At 72.1% G+C, this 19,144-nt stretch carries 13 protein-coding genes; 7 read left to right on the top strand and 6 right to left on the bottom strand.

Annotated features, from left to right (window positions below):
• Positions 1–37 precede the first annotated feature (37 nt).
• The 4 genes from AB0K12_RS12300 to AB0K12_RS12285 all read right to left on the bottom strand — a co-directional run bounded on the left by AB0K12_RS12300 (position 38) and on the right by AB0K12_RS12285 (position 8,601).
• Positions 38–916 (bottom strand): carbohydrate ABC transporter permease, encoded by an 879-nt coding sequence (locus tag AB0K12_RS12300; protein ID WP_364558932.1) that lies wholly within the window; start codon positions 914–916, stop codon positions 38–40.
• Entirely contained in the window at positions 913–1,899 is a 987-nt protein-coding gene (locus tag AB0K12_RS12295) for an ABC transporter permease subunit (RefSeq protein ID WP_364558929.1), read from the bottom strand. Before AB0K12_RS12295 ends, AB0K12_RS12300 begins: the two co-directional genes overlap by 4 nt.
• Positions 1,896–4,262, bottom strand: a complete 2,367-nt coding sequence (locus tag AB0K12_RS12290) for a glycoside hydrolase family 3 N-terminal domain-containing protein (RefSeq protein WP_364558927.1) — start codon at positions 4,260–4,262, stop codon at positions 1,896–1,898. Before AB0K12_RS12290 ends, AB0K12_RS12295 begins: the two co-directional genes overlap by 4 nt.
• A 481-nt stretch (positions 4,263–4,743) precedes the next feature.
• A complete protein-coding gene (locus AB0K12_RS12285; protein ID WP_364558924.1) occupies positions 4,744–8,601 on the bottom strand; it encodes a BTAD domain-containing putative transcriptional regulator in 3,858 nt (1,285 codons plus the stop codon).
• Between the two features lie 304 nt (positions 8,602–8,905).
• On the opposite strand from AB0K12_RS12285, the gene AB0K12_RS12280 reads away from it, so the two are divergent.
• A complete protein-coding gene (locus AB0K12_RS12280; protein ID WP_364558921.1) occupies positions 8,906–9,835 on the top strand; it encodes an alpha/beta hydrolase in 930 nt (309 codons plus the stop codon).
• Here the strand turns inward: AB0K12_RS12280 and AB0K12_RS12275 are convergent.
• On the bottom strand, positions 9,832–11,160 hold the full coding sequence (locus AB0K12_RS12275; RefSeq protein ID WP_364558918.1) for an MFS transporter: 1,329 nt from the start codon (positions 11,158–11,160) through the stop codon (positions 9,832–9,834). The genes AB0K12_RS12280 and AB0K12_RS12275 overlap by 4 nt on opposite strands.
• Before the next feature lie 175 nt (positions 11,161–11,335).
• Between AB0K12_RS12275 and AB0K12_RS12270 the strand changes: the two genes are divergently transcribed.
• Positions 11,336–11,893, top strand: coding sequence for a hypothetical protein (locus AB0K12_RS12270; RefSeq protein WP_364558915.1), 558 nt, complete (start codon positions 11,336–11,338; stop codon positions 11,891–11,893).
• Here the strand turns inward: AB0K12_RS12270 and AB0K12_RS12265 are convergent.
• A complete protein-coding gene (locus AB0K12_RS12265) occupies positions 11,879–12,595 on the bottom strand; it encodes an IclR family transcriptional regulator (protein WP_364558912.1) in 717 nt (238 codons plus the stop codon). The two genes, AB0K12_RS12270 and AB0K12_RS12265, sit on opposite strands and share 15 nt — an antisense overlap.
• Before the next feature lie 88 nt (positions 12,596–12,683).
• Between AB0K12_RS12265 and AB0K12_RS12260 the strand changes: the two genes are divergently transcribed.
• The 5 genes from AB0K12_RS12260 (at position 12,684) to AB0K12_RS12240 (ending at position 18,981) form a co-directional block, all read left to right on the top strand.
• Positions 12,684–13,850 carry an aminotransferase class V-fold PLP-dependent enzyme gene (locus AB0K12_RS12260; RefSeq protein WP_364558909.1) on the top strand — a complete coding sequence of 389 codons (1,167 nt, stop codon included), beginning with the start codon at positions 12,684–12,686 and terminating at the stop codon, positions 13,848–13,850.
• Positions 13,847–16,618: an FAD-linked oxidase C-terminal domain-containing protein gene (locus AB0K12_RS12255; RefSeq protein ID WP_364558907.1), complete on the top strand. Its 2,772-nt coding sequence runs from the start codon at positions 13,847–13,849 to the stop codon at positions 16,616–16,618. The genes AB0K12_RS12260 and AB0K12_RS12255 overlap by 4 nt, the downstream gene beginning before the upstream one ends.
• A gap of 25 nt (positions 16,619–16,643) precedes the next feature.
• Positions 16,644–18,035, top strand: coding sequence for an SLC13 family permease (locus AB0K12_RS12250; RefSeq protein ID WP_364558904.1), 1,392 nt, complete (start codon positions 16,644–16,646; stop codon positions 18,033–18,035).
• Positions 18,036–18,138: 103 nt separating this feature from the next.
• Positions 18,139–18,450: an EthD family reductase gene (locus AB0K12_RS12245; RefSeq protein ID WP_364558901.1), complete on the top strand. Its 312-nt coding sequence runs from the start codon at positions 18,139–18,141 to the stop codon at positions 18,448–18,450.
• A gap of 141 nt (positions 18,451–18,591) precedes the next feature.
• A complete protein-coding gene (locus AB0K12_RS12240) occupies positions 18,592–18,981 on the top strand; it encodes a hypothetical protein (RefSeq protein ID WP_364558899.1) in 390 nt (129 codons plus the stop codon).
• Positions 18,982–19,144 lie beyond the last annotated feature (163 nt).

Raw genomic sequence — 19,144 nt, 5'->3', positions numbered from 1 at the left:
CTTCCCGTGATTCTGCTGGGTAGAGGGGGCGGGGACGTCAGCCCTTGACCGCGCCGAGCATGACGCCGGAGACGAAGTACCGCTGGACGAAGGGGTAGATCAGGAGGATGGGCAGGACGGTGAGCACGATCGTCACCGCCTGGATGTTGGCCGCCGCCTGGGTCACCTCGGTCGCGGCGGCGCCGTAGGAGTCGGCGCCGGTGGCGCCGGCGATGAGGTTGCGCAGGTAGACGGTGACCGGGAACAGCTCGGACTCGTTCATGTAGAGGAACGCGGGGAACCAGGAGTTCCAGAACGAGACCGCGTAGAACAGGATCATCGTGGCGATCACCGCCTTCGACAGCGGCAGCACGATCTTCCACAGGATGCCGTACGTGTTCAGGCCGTCGATGGCGGCGGCCTCCTCCAGGTCCTGGGGCAGGTTCTCGAAGAACGCCTTCATGACCAGGAGGTTGAACACGCTGATCGCGTTGGGCAGCACGATGGCCCAGATGGAGTTCTTCATGCCGAGGCTGGTGATCAGCACGTAGTTGGGGATCAGGCCGCCGGTGAAGAACATGGTGAAGACCGCGACGCCGATGAGGAACGTCCGGCCCTTGAGGTGCTTCTTGGACAGCACGTACGCGTAACACGTGGTCATCACGATCGCGATGAACGTCGCGACGATCGTGTAGACGATCGTGTTGCGGTAGTTCGTCCAGAACATCGGGTCAGAGGCGACGATCTTGTACGTCGTCAGGTTGAACCCCTTGGGCAGCAGGTTCACCTCGCCCGCGCTGATCGCGCTCTGGCTGCTGAACGAGCGCGCCAGGATGTTGACGAACGGATAGAGCGTCACGATCACGACGACGGTCAGGATGAGAGCGTTGAACCACTGGAAGACGCGGTAGCCCCGGGTCAGGTCGTGCGTAGTCACCACAGGCTCGTCCCAACTGTGCGACGGGAGATCACATTGGCCGAGAGGATCAGCACCAGGCCGACCAGCGCCTCGAACAGGCCGATCGCCGCCGCGTAGCTGAAGTTGCTGGCCTCGAGGCCCATCCGGTACAGGTACGTCGAGATGACGTCGGCCGTCGGATAGGTCAGCGGGTTGTAGAGCAGGAAGACCTTCTCGAAGCCCACCGCCATGAACGTGCCGATGTTGAGGATCAGCAGCGTGACCGCCGTCGGCCGGATGCCGGGCAGCGTCACGTGCCAGATCTGCCGCAAGCGGCCGGCGCCGTCGATCCTGGCCGCCTCGTAGAGCTGGTCGTCGATGGTGGTCAGCGCGGCGAGGTAGAGGATCGTGCCCCACCCGACCGTCTGCCAGACCTCCGAGCCGACGTAGATCGTCCTGAACCAGTCGGGGTCCTGCATGAAGGAGACCTTCTGGCTGCCGACGAAGTCGAGGAAGGCGTTGATGGGCCCGTCCAGCGCGGTGATCTGCATGACCAGACCGGCCACGATCACCATCGACAGGAAGTGCGGCAGGTACGTCACCGACTGCAGGAACCGCTTCAGCGTGCGCCGCCTGACCTCGTTGAGCAGCAGCGCCAGCACGATCGGCAGCGGGAAGCAGAAGATCAGCGTCAGCGCGCCGAGGACGAGGGTGTTGGTGAAGACGTTCCAGAACGTGGGGTCGTTCAGGAACAGCTTCACGTAGCGCAGGCCCACCCACTCCTCGCCGAAGATGCTGCCGCCCGGCTCGAACTTCCTGAACGCGATGACGTTGCCGATCATCGGCGCGTACCGGAAGATCAGGAAGAACAGCAGCGGCAGGATCGCCAGCGTGTAGAGCTGCCAGTCGCGCCGCAGCGCCCGCCGCCACGAGCCGTTCTTCTCGCGGCGGCGGCGGCCCGAGGCGGGTTTCTCCTTGGCCGGCTGCGGCCTGGCCGGGCTCAGCGTGTCGGGTGTGCTCATCCTCGGCCCTCCGGGGGGTTGCGATCGATCTGCGCCGGCGCCTGGAGCCGGCGGCCGTGGCCGATGTCGCGTACGTCGCCGGTGAGGCGCAGCGGCAGGGTCGCCACGGTCTCGGCGCACGAGCGGCCGAGCCGCAGCTCGACGTCGCCCGGCTCGACGATGCGCCGGCCGTGCGTCCCGGTGAAGGACGTCACGTCGGCCGGCACGGCGAAGCTCACCCGCGCGCTCTCCCCCGCCTCCAGCGGGACGCGCGCGTAACCGATCAGGCGGACCACAGGCCTGGTGGTCTGCGCCACGGGGTCGTGCAGGTAGAGCTGGACGACCTCGGCGCCGGCCCGGTCGCCGCTGTTGCGCACGGTGACCTCGACCTGCACCTCGCCGTCCACCGGCCAGTCCGTGACGCCGCCGGCGACGCGGGCCTCGCTCCACTCGTACGTGGTGTAACCCAGGCCGTGGCCGAACGGGTAGGCGGGCGTCGGGTCCACCGACGACACCTGGGTGCGGCGGCCGAGCGGCGGCGCGAGGTAGGTGGCCGGCAGCCCGCCCGCGTCGCGCGGGACGCTGACCGGCAGGCGGCCGGTCGGGTTCACCGCGCCGGTCAGCACCTCGGCCAGCGCCTGGCCGCCGCGCTGGCCGGGGAAGAAGCCGAACAGCACGGCCTTGGCCGCGTCCGTCTCCTCGCCCAGCGCGTACGGGCGGCCCGCGAGCAGCACCAGCACGACCGGCGTACCGGTCGCCAGCACTGCCTGGACCAGCTCCGCCTGCACGCCGGGCAGCCGCAGGTCGGTGGCGTCGCAGCCCTCGCCCGACGTGCCGCGCCCGAACAGCCCGGCCCGGTCGCCGACCGCCACCACGCACACGTCGCTGTCCTCGGCCAGCGCCACCGCCTCGGCGATGCCGGAGAGGTCGGTGCCGCTGATGTCGCAGCCGGGGGCGTAGGCGAGATCGGGCACCAGTCCGGCGAGCGCCTCGCGCAGGGACGGGATCTTCAGGCCCAGCCCGTGCTCGGGGTGCGGGCCGACGTGCGCGGGGAAGGCGTAGCAGCCGAGCATCGCCATCGGATCGTCGGCCACCGGGCCGACGAGCGCCACTTTCCGCCCGGCCGGTAGGGGCAGGACGGCGTCGTCATTGCGCAGCAGCACGATCGCCTCGCGCGCCAGCCGCAGCGCCAGCTCCTGGCTCTCCTCGTCGTCCAGCCGCACCTCGTCGGCCGGGCCGGGCAGCGGCTGCCAGTCCGGGTCGAGCAGGCCGAGCTCCGCCTTCTGCGTCAGCACGCGGCGCAGCGCCCGGTCGATCAGCGCCTCGTCCACGGCGCCCGCCTTGACCGCGTCCACCAGCGGGGCGCCGAACGTGTCCACCGTCGGCAGCTCCACGTCGATGCCCGCCCGCAGCGCGAGCCCCGCCGCCTGCCCGCCGTCGGCGGCCACGCCGTGCAGCCGCTCCAGGAACCGGACGGCGAAGTAGTCGGCCACCACCGTGCCGTCGAAGCCCCACTCGTCCCGCAGCAGGCCGGTGAGCAGGCTCTCGTCGGCCGCCACCGGGACGCCGTCGATCTCGGCGTAGGAGTTCATCACCGAACGCGCCCCGCCGAGCCGCAGCGCCATCTCGAACGGCGGCAGCACGACGTCCGCCAGCTCCCTGGCGCCCATCGGGACCGGCGCGAGGTTCCTGCCACCCCTGGAGGCGGAGTAGCCGGCGAAGTGCTTGAGCGTGGCCACCAGGCCGGCGCCCTCCAGGCCGCGGACGTAGGCAGCGCCGACCGTACCCACCAGGTACGGGTCCTCGCCGATCGTCTCCTCGGTGCGTCCCCAGCGGTAGTCCCTGGTCACGTCCACCACCGGCGCGAGGCCCTGGTGGATGCCCGCCGCGCGCATCGAGCGGCCGATCCTGGCCGCCACCTCCTCGACCAGCCCGGGGTCGAACGAGGCGCCCCAGCTCAGCGGCGCCGGATAGACCGTCGCCCGCCACGCCGCGAAGCCCGTCAGGCACTCCTCGTGGACCTGCGCCGGGATGCCGAACCTGCTGGCCCGCACGATCTCCTCCTGCGAGGCCGCGAGCGAGCGAGCGCCCGCCACCGGGTCCACGGGCGCGGTGCCGAACGGCCTGGTCAGCTGGCCCAGGCCCTGCCTGATGGCGTCGGGCCACTCGGGGCCGCCGCCCATGTCCGTCTGGTGCGGGGCGACGCCGCCCCCCGAGGCGTCGGCGCCGACCCACACCCCGACGAGCTGGGCCACCTTCTCTTCCAGCGTCATCAGAGGGATGAGGGCCTCGGCCCGCTGGGCGGGGGTCAACCGCGTGTCCCGCCACTGCTCGCGCTCGCCGGACTCCGCCGAGCGCGTGTCATCTGGTTCGTGGCCCCTCATGCCGTCCCTTCGCCCCATGCCCTTATGCCGGCGCCGTCCCGCGAGCGCTAGCGGGGTGTTACGCGAGAGTGACGCCGAAAGTTTCAAGCAGTTCCGGTTAATATTGCGGCAACATAAGGGGGCCAGTTGAATCGTGTCAAGAGCGCTGCCAACTGCTGCGTTGCCGGTCCAGCCGGTTATCGCGCCGGGCGAGCTCCGGGCGTCGCGACGGCTTCATCCGGCAACAAGTTGCCCGAAACTTTCGGAAAGACGAACGGAGCGAAGGGCGCCTCGCGATGGGCGATCCCACGCCACCACGGCCGCGCTCCTGACCGCCCGTTTTGACAAGAAGGTTACAACTACCCCTCTTATTCGTCAGCGCCCGTCACCGCCCGGCCCGCTCCTTTCCTGACGCCGGCTCTGCGGCTCCGCGGAGACCGCCCTCCGTGTTCTTCGCGGCGGCGTCCTTCGCGGTGGGGACGTCCTATGCGGTGGGGGCGTCCTATGCGGTGGGCGCGTCCTTGCCGATGGGGGCGTCCATCGCGACGTGGGCGTCCTTCGCGGTGACGGCGCTCTTCGCAGTGGCGGCCCAGTGCGGGGATTTTGCGCGGGCCGCGACGGCGGTGGCCTGGCGAAAGTGCTCCTCGGCCAGATCCGGCCGGTCCAGCGCGGCGGCCAGGCGGCCGAGGTAGAGCGCCACCGGCCCAAGGGTGACCAGCCCGCTGCCCGCTCCGGCCAGCTCGTCCCGGGCCGGCAGCAGGCGGTCGTACAGGTCCTGGAGGTGATCGGTCACGCCGGCCGCGAGCGCCGCCGTGGCGTGCAGGCAGGTCCTCAGCTCGTACAGCAGGTCGCGGGGCGACTCGGGCACCGCCCGCACGGCCTCGCGAGCCTGCTCGGAACGACCCTCCGCCAGCAGCACCAACGGCCGCACCCACTCCTCGTAAGGCCCCCACTCCAGACCGCGCTGGGCGAGACCCGGTCGAGTGGGGATGGGCGGGGCTTGACTGGGCTTGACTGACCCGGCATCGATGACGTCCAGCGTCACCAGGGCCAGAGGCAGCAGACCCTGCTCGACGCCGGGCATACTCGCCCCGTCGAGGCGGGCGGCGGCCGCCCGGTAGGCGGCACGGGCCGCGTCCCTGTCGCCGGACGTGACGGCCAGGCGGAGCGCGGCGTACCAGGTGGTGAAGACACCGACGAGCGGCAGGTCGTACTGTTCCGCCAGCCGATCAGCGGCGGCGGCGTGCCGGTCGGCGGCGGCGAGATCCCCCATCCCAGCCCTGGCCTGGAGCAGAACGAGATGCCCCAGCACCGCGAACGTCACCATGCCCTCCCGCACCCCGGCGCCCGCACGCTCCGCCGCCCCCGTACCCGAACCGGTGGCGCCCGCACACTCCGCCGCCTCCGCCCCCGCACCGGTGGCGCCCGCACACTCCGCCGCCTTGGCACCCGCACCCCCGCGTGCGCCCGCACCCGTGCTGTCCGCGCGTGCGCCCACACCCGCGTCCGGGTCCGTGGCGTTCGCTTGGGCTGGGGGTGCGGCGGCGGCGAGGGTCAGGAGTTCCTCGCCGATCGCGGCTCGTTCCGGTGCCAGGCCGGCTCGGTGGAAGGTCTGGAGGGCGCGGCCGTTGAGGGCGTAGGCCAGCAGCGTGCGGTCTCCCAGCCGCCGCGCGATGCTCTCCGCCTCCCGGGCCGCCTGGTCGGCCCGGCGGCCGGGGTCGGCGCGGCGTTCCATGGCGATGGTGATGAGCAGGCGGGCGCGCTCGGCCGCATACCGTCCTAGGGATACGGAGGTGGTGTCGTCGGGTAGGGCGGCAAGGGTGCGTTCGGCGGCGGCGACCAGGCGTTCGGACAGGGCCGGGTCGTCGTTGGTGGTCCAGTTGGCCGGCACGTCGAACGAGCCGATGACGGTGGCCGTCAGCAGCGGGTCGCCGAGCACTTCCGCCACGTCCACCGCCTCGGCCCGCAACCGGCGCGACTCCTGCAACCGCCCGGTCACCGCCAACGCCCGCCCGAGCCCCATGACGGCCACCAGCCGCTCCTCAAGCAGCGTCCCCTCCGCACCCTCAGGGTGCGGCGCGACCACCGTCCCGCCGCCCGAGACCGGGCTGCCGGATGATGCCGCCTCCTCCCAACCGGACGGACGAGCGAGCCCCGAGCCGCCGGCCTCGTCGCGGGCCGCACGGTCCGAGGACGTGTGGCCGGCAGCAGCCCGGTCGGGGCCGGCTGGAGCCGAGGGCGTGCGGTCCGCAGCAACCCGGTCAGGGGCGGCTGGGGTGGTGCGGGAAGGGGTGGGTGTCTTCCTGATGGCGCGGTCGAGGGCGGTGAGGGTGGCGTGCCAGAGGCGGGCGGCCTCGTGGGGAGCGGAGCGGTGTTCGGCGCGTTCGGCCGCCGCGCGGGCGTAACGGGCGGTACGGAGGTCGCCGGCCCGGCCCTCGGAGCGCACGCAATGGTGGGCGATGGTCTCCACCTCGCCGGGACGCGTCCGTTCCACGATGCCGGCCACGGCGGCGTGCCAGCGGGCGCGGCGGGCACGGGCGACGTCGTCGTACAGGGTCTCCTGGACGAGCGCGTGCGCGAACCTGAGCCGGTCGGCGTCGCGCTCGACGAGGAAGCCCGCGAGCAGGGCCGACTCGACCGAGTCCAGGACGGCGTCCTCGTCGCCTGCCAGCTCCGTCAGCACGTCGAGATCCACCTCCTGGCCGATGACGGCGGCCTGGCGCAGGTGCGTACGCGCCGCGCCGGGCAGCCCGGCCAGCCGGTGCCGGATGACGTCCCGCACCCCGGCCGGGACGGTGTGCAGGGCGGCGTCGCCGTCGCTCTCCCACAGGCGGGTCAGCTCGCGGACGAAGAACGGGTTTCCGGCGCTGCGCCTTTGGATCGTCCTGATGTGGGCGTCGACCGGCTCGCGGGTGGCCAGGGCGCCCACCAGCTCGCGCACCTCGGATTCGGTCAGCCCGCCCAGGTACACCCGCACCGGCTCGGCCCGCGCCGCCCTGCCCAGGGCCTCGGTGAGGGGGATGGTGAGATCGGTGGAGCGGTACGTACCGACGATCAGCACGCGCGCGGGCCCGAGCCCGGTCGCCAGCCTGGCGAACACGGCCAAGGTCTCCTCGTCCGCTTCATGCAGATCGTCGAACACCAGCAACACCGGCGCCTCACGCGCCGCGACCACCACCGTCTCAAGGGTCTCGCAGGTGGGCGGGGCTGTCTGCCAGCCGGTTGCTCGGAGGCGGCGGGCCAACGTGTCCACCAGGGCTGTCTTGCCCGCGCCTGCCGCGCCCGAGATCAGCACGAGTCGCGAGCGGCCGGATGTGGCGACGCATGCCGCCGCCCGTCCCAGCTCGGCCAGTTCCGCGTGCCGGCCCACGAAGGGGTGCTCCGCCACCGCGAAGTGCGCCGCGGCCAGGCCCGTCGCCCGAGCTTCCGGTGCCCCCGCCGCCAGGTGCGCGGTGGCCAGGCCCGTCGCTTGAGCTCCCGGTGCCGCAGTCTTCCGCGCCGCGAGGTGCGCCACTGGCAGAGCCGTCACTTCGTCTTCTGGCGCCGGTGTCTTTCGGGACGTGTTCTCCGCTCGTTCGGAAGGGCCGGTGGGTCTCTTCGCCGGGGGCGGGGTGAGGTGGGGGGCTTGGGAGAGGATGTCGGATTCGAGGGCGCGGAGGGGCTCGCCCGGGTCCACGCCCAATTCCGTCAGCAAAGTGTTTCTCGCGCGGCGCAGCGTGCCCAGGGCGTCGCCCTGGCGTCCTGTCGCGTACAGGCTGCGGGCCAGCAGGTGCCAGCCGTCCTCGCGGAGGGGGTGGGCGGAGACGTGGGCCTCCAGGTCGGCGACGCACTCGGCGGCCAGCCCGGCGGCCAGGCCGGCCTCGGCGCGGCGTTCCACGGCGAGCAGGCGGAGTTCGTCCAGGCGGGCGGCCTCGCCCCGCGCCCAGTCCTGGTCGGCGAATTCCGCGTACGCGGGCCCGCGCCACAACTTCAGTGCCGCGTCGAGCAGCCGGTACGCCTCGGCGGCCGGGCGGCTTGCGGCGTCGGTGAGCGCGGACTCGAAGCGCCAGGCGTCCACCGCGTCCGGTTCGGCGCGCAGGGCGTAACCCGGAGGTGAGGTGACCAGGAGGCGGGACGGCGTGCGGGGCGGGCGGTCCGGTTCGAGTGCCTTCCTGAGTGCCCCGACGAACGTCTGCACGGCCCCCACCGCGCCCTGCCCCGGCTCCTCCCACAGGTCGCCGACCAGCCACGGCACCGGCACGACCCGTCCCCTGGCGACCAGCAGCCGGGCCAGGACCGCCCGGTGACGCGGCCCCTTGAGCGGGATCGGGCCCCGCTCGCCGACGGCCGTCAACGGGCCCAGCACACCGAAACTCACCATGGCGCCACCCAACCTATGCGCCCGTAGGACCCGACTGGGACCGCTCCCCCTCAACCGGCCTCTGACCGGACTGCTGAGTGAGCGCTGAGTGGCTGCTGATCGGCGGGCGGCATGGTGGGGGCCGTTCCGGAACCCCGGACCACAAAGGCGTCGGCGGCTCCGGGGCCCGAATCCCGGCCCCGAAGCCCGAGCCCCGGAGCTCGGAGCCGGGGCCCCGAACCCGGGAGCCCGGAGCCCGGAGCCGGAGTCCGGAGTCCGGAGTCCGGAGCGTCACGACACCTAACTCTCAAGGAGGTGAGCCTTGATGGCTCCCGAGATTCCTGGATTCGCTGAGCGGCGGATCCCCGTCGCCGATGGGGTGGCGCTCAATGTGGCCGTCGGTGGGAGTGGGGATCCCGTCGTGTTGCTGCACGGGTTCCCGCAGACCCATCTCATGTGGCGTCATGTCGCCGCCGACCTGGCGGCCGATCACACCGTCATCTGCCCCGACCTGCGCGGCTACGGCGCCAGCGACAAGCCGGAGGACGTGGACGGCGAGACCTACTCCAAGCGGACGATGGGCAACGACGTCGTCGCGCTGGTGGAGGCGCTCGGCTTCGAGCGGTTCGCGCTCGTGGGCCACGACCGGGGCGCGCTGGTCGCGGTCAGGGCGGGGCTCGACCACCCGGATCGGGTCACGCACCTGGCGGCCCTCGACGTGCTGCCGACGCTGGACTCGTGGGAGGTCATGCAGGGGCGCTCCGCCGCCGTGGGGTTCCACCTGTTCCTGATGGCCCAGCCGAAGGGGCTGCCCGAGGCGATGATCGAGGCGACGGCGGACGCGTTCTTCGGGTACTTCCTCGACCTGTGGGTCTCCAGCCCTGACGCGATCCCGCAGGACGTCCGGGACGCCTACCTGGCGGCCTCGCGAGCGGCCGTGCCGTCCATCGTGGCCGACTACCGCGCCACCGCCACGATCGACGTCGAGCACGACGAGGCCGACCGGCGGGCGGGCCGCCGGTTGCGGATGCCGGTCACGGTCCTGCAGCAGGACTGGGGCTCGGCGCTGGGGTTCGACGCGGCGGCGCGGTGGCGGGCGTGGGCGGACGACCTGGATCACCGTACGGTCTCCAGCGGCCACTTCATGGCCGAGGAGGCGCCGGCGGAGGTGGTCAAGGCGATCCGCGACCTCCTCGCCAGGCGCCCCACGAAAAGCCCTGCGAAAAGCCCTGCGAAAAGCCCCGTGGACGGCTAGGACGTCGCCTTCGGGTCGTCGTACTCGATGGCGTAGTCCTGTTGTGAGCGGTCCTTCAACGCCCATGCCGCCACCACGCTGATCGCGGCGCAGATCGCCATGTAGACGGCGATGGCGAACGAACTCTCGTACGTCGCGTACAGCCACACCGCGATCAGCGGCGCGGGCCCGCCGGCCGTCAAAGAGGCGAGCTGGTAGCCGAGGGACGCGCCGCTGTAGCGCAGCCGCCCGGTGAAGCTCTCCGCGATGAACGTGGCCTGCGGCCCGTACTGGATGTCGTGGATGGGCGCGGCCAGCACGATGGCGAGGAAGACCAGGGCGGGCACGCGGGTGTCGAGCAGCGGCCAGTAGACGAACGACCAGACGACCATGAGCGCGGCGCCGACGATGTAGAGGCGCCGCCGCCCGACCAGGTCCGAGATGTACCCCCAGAACGGCACGGTGACCAGGGAGACGAGGCCAGCGACGATCACGTACGTGTAGACGTCGCTCGCCTCGAACCCCAGCGCCGTCGTGGCGTAGGTGAGGATGAAGACGGTGAAGATGTAGAACGGCGCCTGCTGCCCGGTGCGCAGCAGCGCGCTGAGCACGATCTCCCGCCAGTTCTTGACCAGCACCTCCTTGACGGGCACCCGCTCGACCTTGTTCTCCTTCATGACCTTGGCGAAGACGGGCGTCTCGAGGATGCCGAGCCTGATGTAGAGGCCGACGGCGGCCATCACGATGCTGAGCAGGAACGGGATGCGCCACCCCCAGTACGGGTGCAGCGGCTCGAAGATCTGCAGCGCCAGGTAGCCGAGCACGAGCCCGACCGGCACGCCGAACTGCGGCCAGCTGCCCAGGAACCCGCGCTTGCCCCCGCGCGTCTTGCCCCATTCGGTGGCGAGGAGCACTGATCCGCCCCATTCGCCGCCGACGCTGATGCCCTGGAGCAGGCGCAGCAGCGTGAGCAGGATGCCGCCCCAGATGCCGATCTGCTCGTACGTGGGCACGAGCCCGACGAGGGCGGTGGCCACGCCCATGGTGACGAGGGTGGTGATGAGGGCGGCCTTGCGGCCGATGCGGTCGCCGTAGTGGCCGAAGATGGCGGCGCCGATGGGCCGGGCGGCGAACCCGCCGAAGTAGGTGCCGAGGGCGAGCAGGAGTCCTGTGGTGGGGTCGCTGGTGGGGAAGAAGAGCTCCGCGAACAACGTGCTGGCGGCGAAGCCGTAGAGGAAGAAGTCGTACCACTCGATCGAGGTGCCGACGGCGGAGGCGACCACCGCGCGGACCAGTTGCCGTCTTCTCTGCTGACCTGATGCGTCGAGTTCTTGCTGCTCAACCATCTGCCGCTCCAGGGGAGGTCTGGCGTCACCCGCGACGGTACATGAACGTTGACCGGTGGTCATCAGCCGAATTCGCCGGGGGTCCCGGCTTTCCATGAACCGGGCGGGTTCCGGGTTGGTCACGTGGGGTAGCGGGAGGGCCACGAGGGGGACATGCCGGAAGGGGGGCGGCGCGATGCGTCGTTCGATCATCGCCGCCGTGGTCGTGGGCCTGGTGGTCACGGGCTGCACGAAGACGGAGAAGGACTGGGCGAACCAGGCGCCGCAGAACGACGGGGCCAACGCCAACGTGGGGCAGAGCCTGCAGTTGCGCAACGCCTTCCTGCTGGGCAGTGCCGACCCGGCGTCGCCGGCTCCCGAGCAGGCGCTCTACGTGGTGCTGGTGAACGGCTCGAGCCGCCCGAACCGGCTGGAGAACGTCACGATCGAGGGCGGCGGCCAGGTGCGGCTGGCCGGGCCCGTCGAGATCCCGCCCGACCACGCGATCGGCACCGGCAACCGGCCGATCGGCACGGTCTCGGGCGCGCGCGGCACGTCGGTGCCGATGACGTTCACGTTCCAGGACCGTTCGAAGGTGCGGGTGATGGTGCCGGTCATGGCGCGGACCGGCCAGTACGCGAACCTGCCGACCACCCCGACGGCCCCGCCGTCGGCCTCGCCGCCCGCCACCGCGCCGCCCACGGCTCCGACGAGCCCTGACACGATCAGCGGCAGCCCGTCACCGACGGGCTGAGTGTTCGGAGAGCGCGGCGGCCGCCCGCGTGACCAGCTCGCCGTATTCGGCGCGCAGGTCGTCCGGCATGCGGCTGGCCGGGGTGGAGATGCTGAGGCTGGCGACGGGCCCGGCAGGTCCGAGTACGGCGGCGGCGACGGCCGCGATGTCGGAGCGCCACTCGCCCCGGTTGTCGGCGTAGCCCCGGGCGCGGACCTGCTCCAGCTCGGCCCGCAGCGCGACGGGGTCGGTGATGGTGGTGCCGGTGTAGCCGGGCAGCTCGCCGAGCGGCCGGTCGAGGTGGGCGAGCACGGCCTTGCCGTTGGCGGAGGCGTGGAGGGGGAGCCTGATGCCGAGCGGCAGCACGATGCGCAGCGGCTTGTCGGTCTCCAGGCGTTCGATCAGGACGACGGCGTCGCCCTCGGGCACCATCAGGTGGATGGTCTCGCCGGTGCGCTGGCGCAGCTCCTCCATGACGGGCATGGCCGCGTCGCGCAGGCCCAGCTCGGTCGTACGCGCGATCTGTAAGACCTTGCTCGTCACCTGCCAGCGCGTGACCTCGCCGCCCGCCCGCCTGATCCACCCGGCGTCGTGCAGTGTCCGCAACGACCGCTGCACGGTGCTCTTGGGCAGCCCCAGCGCGCGGGAGAGCTCGCCGACGCCGATGGGCTGGCGCGCGGCGACCGCTTCGAGGGCTCGGAGGGCGTTGACCACGTTCTGCATGCATTGACTCCTCTGCGGGCCGATCTTAATGTTAATGAACCGTCAAGCGGCACGCCGTGCCGTCTCGCGGCACGGAGGTGATCCATCAGTGGGCCGGCACTTCCTGCAGATCCCAGGGCCGACCAACGTCCCCGACCGGGTGCTGCGCGCGATCGCGCAGCCCACGATCGACCATCGGGGGCCCGCGTTCGCCCGCCTCGCGGGCGAGGTGCTGGAGCGGCTGCGGGGCGTGTTCAGGACGTCGGGCCCGGTGGTCTGCTACCCCTCCTCCGGTACGGGCGCGTGGGAGGCGGCGCTGGTCAACACGCTGTCGCCGGGTGACAAGGTGGTGGCGTTCGAGACCGGGCACTTCTCCTCGCTGTGGTGCGAGATGGCCAACAAGCTGGGCCTCGTCGTGGACGTCGTGCCCGGCGACTGGCGGCACGCCGCCGACCCGGCCGCGCTGGCCGACCGGCTCACCCCCGACGTGGCCGCCGTCATGGTGGTGCACAACGAGACCTCGACCGGCGTGCGCAGCCCGGTGCCGGAGATCCGCGACGCCATCGACCGGGCCGGGCATCCCGCGCTGCTGCTGGCGGACACGATCTCGTCGCTCGGCTCGATGGAGTACCGCCACGACGACTGGGGCGTCGACGTCACCGTCGGCTGCTCGCAGAAGGGTCTGATGCTCCCGCCCGGCCTCGGGTTCAACGCGGTCAGCGAGAAGGCGCTGGCGCACCGGGGGCGGCTGCCGCGCTCCTACTGGGACTGGGAGCCGGTCATCGCCGCCAACCGGCGCGGCTTCTTCCCGTACACGCCGCCCACCAACCTCCTGTACGGCCTGCGCGAGGCGCTGATCATGCTGGAGGAGGAGGGCCTGGACGCGGTCTTCGCCCGCCACGACCGGCACGCGGAGGCGACCAGGCGGGCCGTGCGCGGGTGGGGCCTGGAGGTGCTGTGCGCGGACGAGCACGCGTACTCCAGCTCGCTCACCGCCGTGATGCTGCCCGCCGGCCACGACGCCGACGCGGTCAGGGAGCTGGTCCTCGACCGGTACGACATGTCGCTCGGCACCGGGCTCGGCCGGCTGGCGGGCCGCGTGTTCCGCATCGGGCATCTCGGCCACTTCAACGACCTGATGCTCGCGGGCACGCTGAGCGGCGTCGAGATGGGCCTGGCGGCGGCCGGGGTGCCGATCAAGGAGGGCGGGACGCGAGCGGCGCTGACCTACCTGGAAGGCACGGAGGGCACGGAGGGCGGGGAGGGCGCCGAGTGAGCCTGGCACGCACGCTGGCCCCGCTGCTGGCCGGCGACGTCAGGGACGACCCGTACACCCGGCACCTCTACTCCTCCGACGCCAGCATGTACGCCATCGAGCCGCTGGCCGTCGCCTTCCCCCGCCATGCCGACGACGTGCAGGCGCTGGTGGCGGCCTGCGGCGAGCTGGACGTGCCGGTGCTGCCGCGCGGCGCCGGCACCAGCCTGGCCGGGCAGACGGTCGGCGCCGCGGTGATCGTGGACTTCTCCCGGCACATGAACCGGATCCTGGAGATCGACGGCGATACCGCCCGGGTGCAGCCCGGCGTGGTGCAGGACCAGCTCAACAGGGCCGCGCGCAGGCACGGCCTGATGTTCGGCCCCGACACCTCCACCAGCAACAGGGCCACGATCGGCGGCATGATCGGCAACAACTCGGCCGGCAGCCACTCCGTCCTGTACGGCTCGACCATCGACCACGTCCAGGCGCTGAAGGTGGTGCTCGCCGACGCCACGACGCCCGACCTCGCCACCGACGCCCGGCTGCGGACGGCGGTCGGTGAGGCGCTGGACGGCGTCGATCTGTCGGGTTTCCCGCGTTTCTGGCGGCACGCCGGCGGCTACCGGCTGGACGCGGCCACGGCGGGCGGCGGGCTCGACCTGACGAAGCTGATCGTCGGCTCGGAGGGCACGCTGGCCGTGGTCACCGAGGCCACGGTCGGGCTGGTGCCGCTGCCGCGCGCGAAGGCCATCGCGGTGGGCCACTTCGCCTCGACCGCGGCGGCCGTCGCGGCCACCGCCGACGCGCTGTCGTTCGGCGCCGCCTCGGTCGAGCTGCTGGACAAGGCCATCCTCGACCTGTCCAGGCGGCGGGTCGACTACGCGGCGCTGGCCGGCATCCTGGAGGGCGACCCCGAGGCGCTGCTGTTCGTGGAGTTCTTCGGCGACAGCCCGGCCGAGGTGGCCGGGCGGGTGGACGAGCTGGCCATGACGTGGCAGGCCGGCGGGCACGGCTACCACACGCTCAAGGCGGTCACCAAGGCCGGGCAGGAGGCCGTGCTGAAGGTCCGCAAGGCGGGGCTCGGCCTGCTCATGGCGTCCAGCGTGGGCAGCCGCAGGCCGCTGGCGTTCGTCGAGGACACCGCCGTGCCGCCGGAGCGGCTGCTGCCGTACGTCGAGGAGTTCGCCCGCGTCCTCGACCGGCACGGGCTGAGGGCCGGCTTCTACGGCCACTGCTCGGTCGGCTGCCTGCACATCCGCCCGTTCGTCGACCTGCGGGCGCCCGGCGAGATCGCCACGATGCGGGCGGTCGCCGAGGAGGTCGCCGACCTCGCCGCCCGCTACGGCGGCGTCAACTCCAGCGAGCACGGCGACGGCCTGGCCCGCTCCGAGTTCAACCGGCACCTGTTCGGCGACCGCGTCTACGAGGCGATGCGGCAGGTCAAGCGGATCTTCGACCCGGAAGGGCGGCTGAACCCCGGCAAGATCGTGGACGCGCCGCCGATGACCGACCACCTGCGCGACCCGGCCATGCCGGAGCCGCGCCCGCTGGCCACCACGCTGGCGTTCGAGGGCGGCATGCACGCCGCGGCCGACCGGTGCATGAACGTCGGCGTGTGCCGCAAGGACGACACCGGCGTCATGTGCCCGTCGTACATGGCGACCCGGGAGGAGGAGCACTCCACCAGGGGCCGCGCCAACGCGCTGGTCAAGGCGCTGTCGTCGCCCGACCCCCGGCGGGCGCTCGGCGACGAGCGGCTGCACGGCATCCTCGACCTGTGCCTGGAGTGCAAGGCGTGCCAGTCGGAGTGCCCGCTCGGCGTGGACATGGCGGCGCTGAAGAGCGAGTTCCTGCACCAGTACCAGAGCGAGCACGGCGTGCCGCTTCGCGCCCGCGCGTTCGGCGCGATCAGGACGCTCAACCGGCTCGGCTCCGCGACAGCGCCGCTGTCGAACTGGCTGGCCGGCGCCGTACGCGGCCCGCTCGGCCTGAGCCGGCGCCGCCCGCTCCCCCGCTTCCGCCGCGACACCCTGCCGCGCTGGTTCGCCCGCCGCATACCTGCTGAGGGCAGGGACGTGATCCTGCTGGCCGACTCGTTCACCAGCTTCACCGAGCCCGGCATCGGCCGCGCCGCCGTCGAGCTGCTGGAGCGGGCCGGTCACCGGGTGCGGCTGGAAGCCTCCGGCTGCTGCGGCCGGTCCAGCATCTCCAAGGGGCTGCTCGACCGGGCCCGCACGATGGCCGCCGACATGGTGGGCCGCCTGGCCGGCTCGGACGCGCCGATCGTCGGGCTCGAGCCGTCCTGCCTGCTCACGCTCAAGGACGAGTACGCCGCCCTGCTCCCCGGCGACCCCCGGGTGGCCGACGTCGCGGCGCGCGCCAGGCTCGTCCCCGAACTGCTCACGGAGGCCATCGACGACGGCCGGCTGGTGCTCGGCGACGCGCTGCGCGGGCGCGAGATCCTGCTGCACGGCCACTGCCACGAGAAGGCCGTCACCGGCACGGCCGCCACCCGCGCGCTGCTGTCCAGGATCCCAGGAGCGGAGGTGACCGAGATCGACGCCGGCTGCTGCGGAATGGCCGGATCGTTCGGCTTCGAGGCCGAACACTACGACCTGTCCATGAAGATCGGCGCTCTCCGGCTCTTCCCGGCGATCGCCGCATCGTCGCCCGACACCCTGCTCGCGGCCACGGGGGTCTCGTGCCGCCAGCAGATCGCTCACGGCGCGGGACGCACGGCGCGCCACCCGGTCGAGCTCGTCCACGAGGCGGCCGGTCCGACCTGACTCTCGGGGGAGATCGGAGTTAGCAGTGTCCGCAGAGCTCCTGTCCATTCTCGCCCTCATCCTCATGTTCGTCGTGGCCACGATCTTCCCCGTGAACCTGGGAGCGCTCGCACTCGTCGGCGCCTTCCTGGTCGGGACGCTGGCCGCGGGCATGAGCACCGACGACATCCTCGGCGCGTTCCCCGGCGGCCTGTTCGTGATCCTCGTCGGAGTGACGCTGCTGTTCGCCATCGCCACCAACAACGGGACCGTGGACTGGCTGGTGCGGGCCGCCGTGCACCTCGTACGGGGGCGGCTGGCCGCCATCCCGCCCGTCGTCTTCGTCATCTCGGCGCTGCTGACGGCGGTCGGCGCGCCGGCGCCCGCCGTGGCGGCCATCCTGGCGCCGATCGCGTTCGGCTTCGCCGCCGAGTACCGCATCCACGCGCTGCTGATCGGGCTGATGGTGGCGCACGGGACGCAGGCGGGCGCGTTCTCGCCGATCAGCGTGCTCGGCGGGATCGTGAACGGGGTCGCCAAGGACGCCGGGCTGCCGATGGATTATCTGGTGCTGTTCCTGGCCAGCTTCGCCTTCAACGCGGCCGCCGCCGTCATCGTGTTCTTCCTGTTCGGTGGGCGGGAGCTGATCAGGCGCGGGACGTACGTGCCGGAGGCGCCCGCCGGTGACGAGAGCCCGCCGGCGCCGGACGCCGGCGGCACGGGCGGCGGCGGGGGCGGCACCGCGACCACCACCGCGACCACCTCTAAGGCGGCCTCCACAGCGGCCTCCACGACGACCGGCGTGGCCGCCCCCACGGCCGCCGGAGGCGGGCTGCGGCTGACCGCGCACCAGGCGCTCACGCTGACCGGCATCGTCGCGCTCTGCGTGGCCGTCCTCGCCTTCAAGCTGGACGTCGGCCTGACCGCCGTCACCGTGGCCGTCGTGCTCTCCCTCACCTCGCCCAAGTCCAACAAGGGTGCGGTGGAGCGGGTGGCCTGGCCGACCGTGCTGCTGATCTGCGGCGTCGTCACGTACGTCGGCGTGCTGCAGGAGATCGGCACCGTCGACCACGTCGGGGCGACGGTGGCCGCGATCGGCGTCCCACTGCTGGTGGCGCTGCTCATCTGCTACGTGGGCGGCGTGGTGTCGGCGTTCGCCTCGACGGTCGGCATCCTGGGCGCGCTGGTGCCGCTGGCCGTGCCGCTGCTGTCGCAGGGCACGCTCGGCCCCGTCGCGATGATCGCCGCGCTGTCGGTGTCGTCGGCGATCGTGGACGTCAGCCCGTTCTCCACGACCGGCGCGCTGCTGGTCGCCAACGTGCGAGGCATGCCGAGGGACGACTTCTACCGCAGGCTGCTGGCGTACGGGGGCGCGATCGTGCTGGCCGGGCCGCTCGCGGCGTGGGCGGTGCTGGTGGCGCCCGGCTGGCTCGGCTGACCCGCGCGATCTTCCGGTGCCGCCGCCGCGTGCCCCCTGTCGCGCGGCGGCGGATCCCGGTTTGATCGGGGGGACATTCCGCGATCAGGGAGGACGACCACCCATGGCTTTCCAGCTCATCGTCATGTACCACCACCCCGAGGACGTCACGGCGTTCGACGAGCACTACGACTCGGTCCACGCCCCGATCGCCGCCCGCCTGCCGGGGCTGTGCTCGTACACGGTCATGCGGCCCGCCCCCGTACGCGGGGAGCGCCCGCCGTACCACCTGATCGCCGTCCTGACGTTCGACGACGAGGACGCCTATAACGCGGGAATGGCGGGCGAGGAGGGCAAGGCGGCGGTCGCCGATCTGGCCAATTTCGCCGGCGCCGGCGTCACGATGGTGACGGGACCGGCGAACGCGGTCGTCTGAGTCCTGACCAGCCGCGTCAATTGTCCAAATGGCTTTTGGAGAAATGCCCGGACAATTGCTGGACGGTCACCTCATAGGCGCATTTCCGCGTAGCTGGCATGGTGAGTGGCGAAAGGAACACGACAACCGGGGGAATTCATCATGAGAATGCGTGTGAAGGCCGCTCTCGCCATGGCGTCCACGGCGGCGGCCCTGTTCACCCACGCGCCGGCGGCGGGCGCGACGCCCGCCACCGCCGCTCCGGCCGCTCCGGCCGCTCCGGCTGCGGGCCCGGCCACCGCCGCCCTCGGCGTCCTCGACGTCAACCGCGGCAAGACGCGCTGCTTCAGCTACTCGTACGGCGACGACGGCACCACCAGCGTCACCGTCTACTTCCACAACCGCTGCAAGCACTCGCGCGGCATCAAGATCCGCGTCGCCCAGGCGAAGGACGCGTGCATCTGGGTGCGCGGCGGCGACTACGACAAGAAGAAGTTCAAGGGCCCGCACCCGACCGTCCAGTCGATCCGCGAAGTCTCCCACTGTGGCTGACATGTGGCTGACATGCGGCTGACATGCGGCTGCCGCCGGTCCGGAAGCGTCCTGGGGGCCGCTTCCGGACCGGCCCATGCTTGGCGAACTTCGTCCATCCGATAGACGTTTGCTAACCTCTCGTGGTCTTGGTGTGGTACGGCATCGTGCCGTACGTGCGGCT

Origin of the sequence: Nonomuraea sp. NPDC049419, assembly GCF_040676995.1 — a bacterium.
In the GTDB taxonomy this organism is placed as follows: Bacteria; Actinomycetota; Actinomycetes; order Streptosporangiales; family Streptosporangiaceae; genus Nonomuraea; species Nonomuraea salmonea.
This window is presented reverse-complemented; position numbering and strand designations above follow the sequence as displayed.

Coding starts and splice junctions, on each gene's coding strand:
- AB0K12_RS12295 (WP_364558929.1), bottom strand. CDS start 1,899: ATGAGCACACCCGACACGCTGAGCCCGGCCAGGCCGCAGCCGGCCAAG.
- AB0K12_RS12290 (WP_364558927.1), bottom strand. CDS start 4,262: ATGAGGGGCCACGAACCAGATGACACGCGCTCGGCGGAGTCCGGCGAG.
- AB0K12_RS12285 (WP_364558924.1), bottom strand. CDS start 8,601: ATGGTGAGTTTCGGTGTGCTGGGCCCGTTGACGGCCGTCGGCGAGCGG.
- AB0K12_RS12280 (WP_364558921.1), top strand. CDS start 8,906: ATGGCTCCCGAGATTCCTGGATTCGCTGAGCGGCGGATCCCCGTCGCC.
- AB0K12_RS12275 (WP_364558918.1), bottom strand. CDS start 11,160: ATGGTTGAGCAGCAAGAACTCGACGCATCAGGTCAGCAGAGAAGACGG.
- AB0K12_RS12270 (WP_364558915.1), top strand. CDS start 11,336: ATGCGTCGTTCGATCATCGCCGCCGTGGTCGTGGGCCTGGTGGTCACG.
- AB0K12_RS12265 (WP_364558912.1), bottom strand. CDS start 12,595: ATGCAGAACGTGGTCAACGCCCTCCGAGCCCTCGAAGCGGTCGCCGCG.
- AB0K12_RS12245 (WP_364558901.1), top strand. CDS start 18,139: ATGGCTTTCCAGCTCATCGTCATGTACCACCACCCCGAGGACGTCACG.
- AB0K12_RS12240 (WP_364558899.1), top strand. CDS start 18,592: ATGAGAATGCGTGTGAAGGCCGCTCTCGCCATGGCGTCCACGGCGGCG.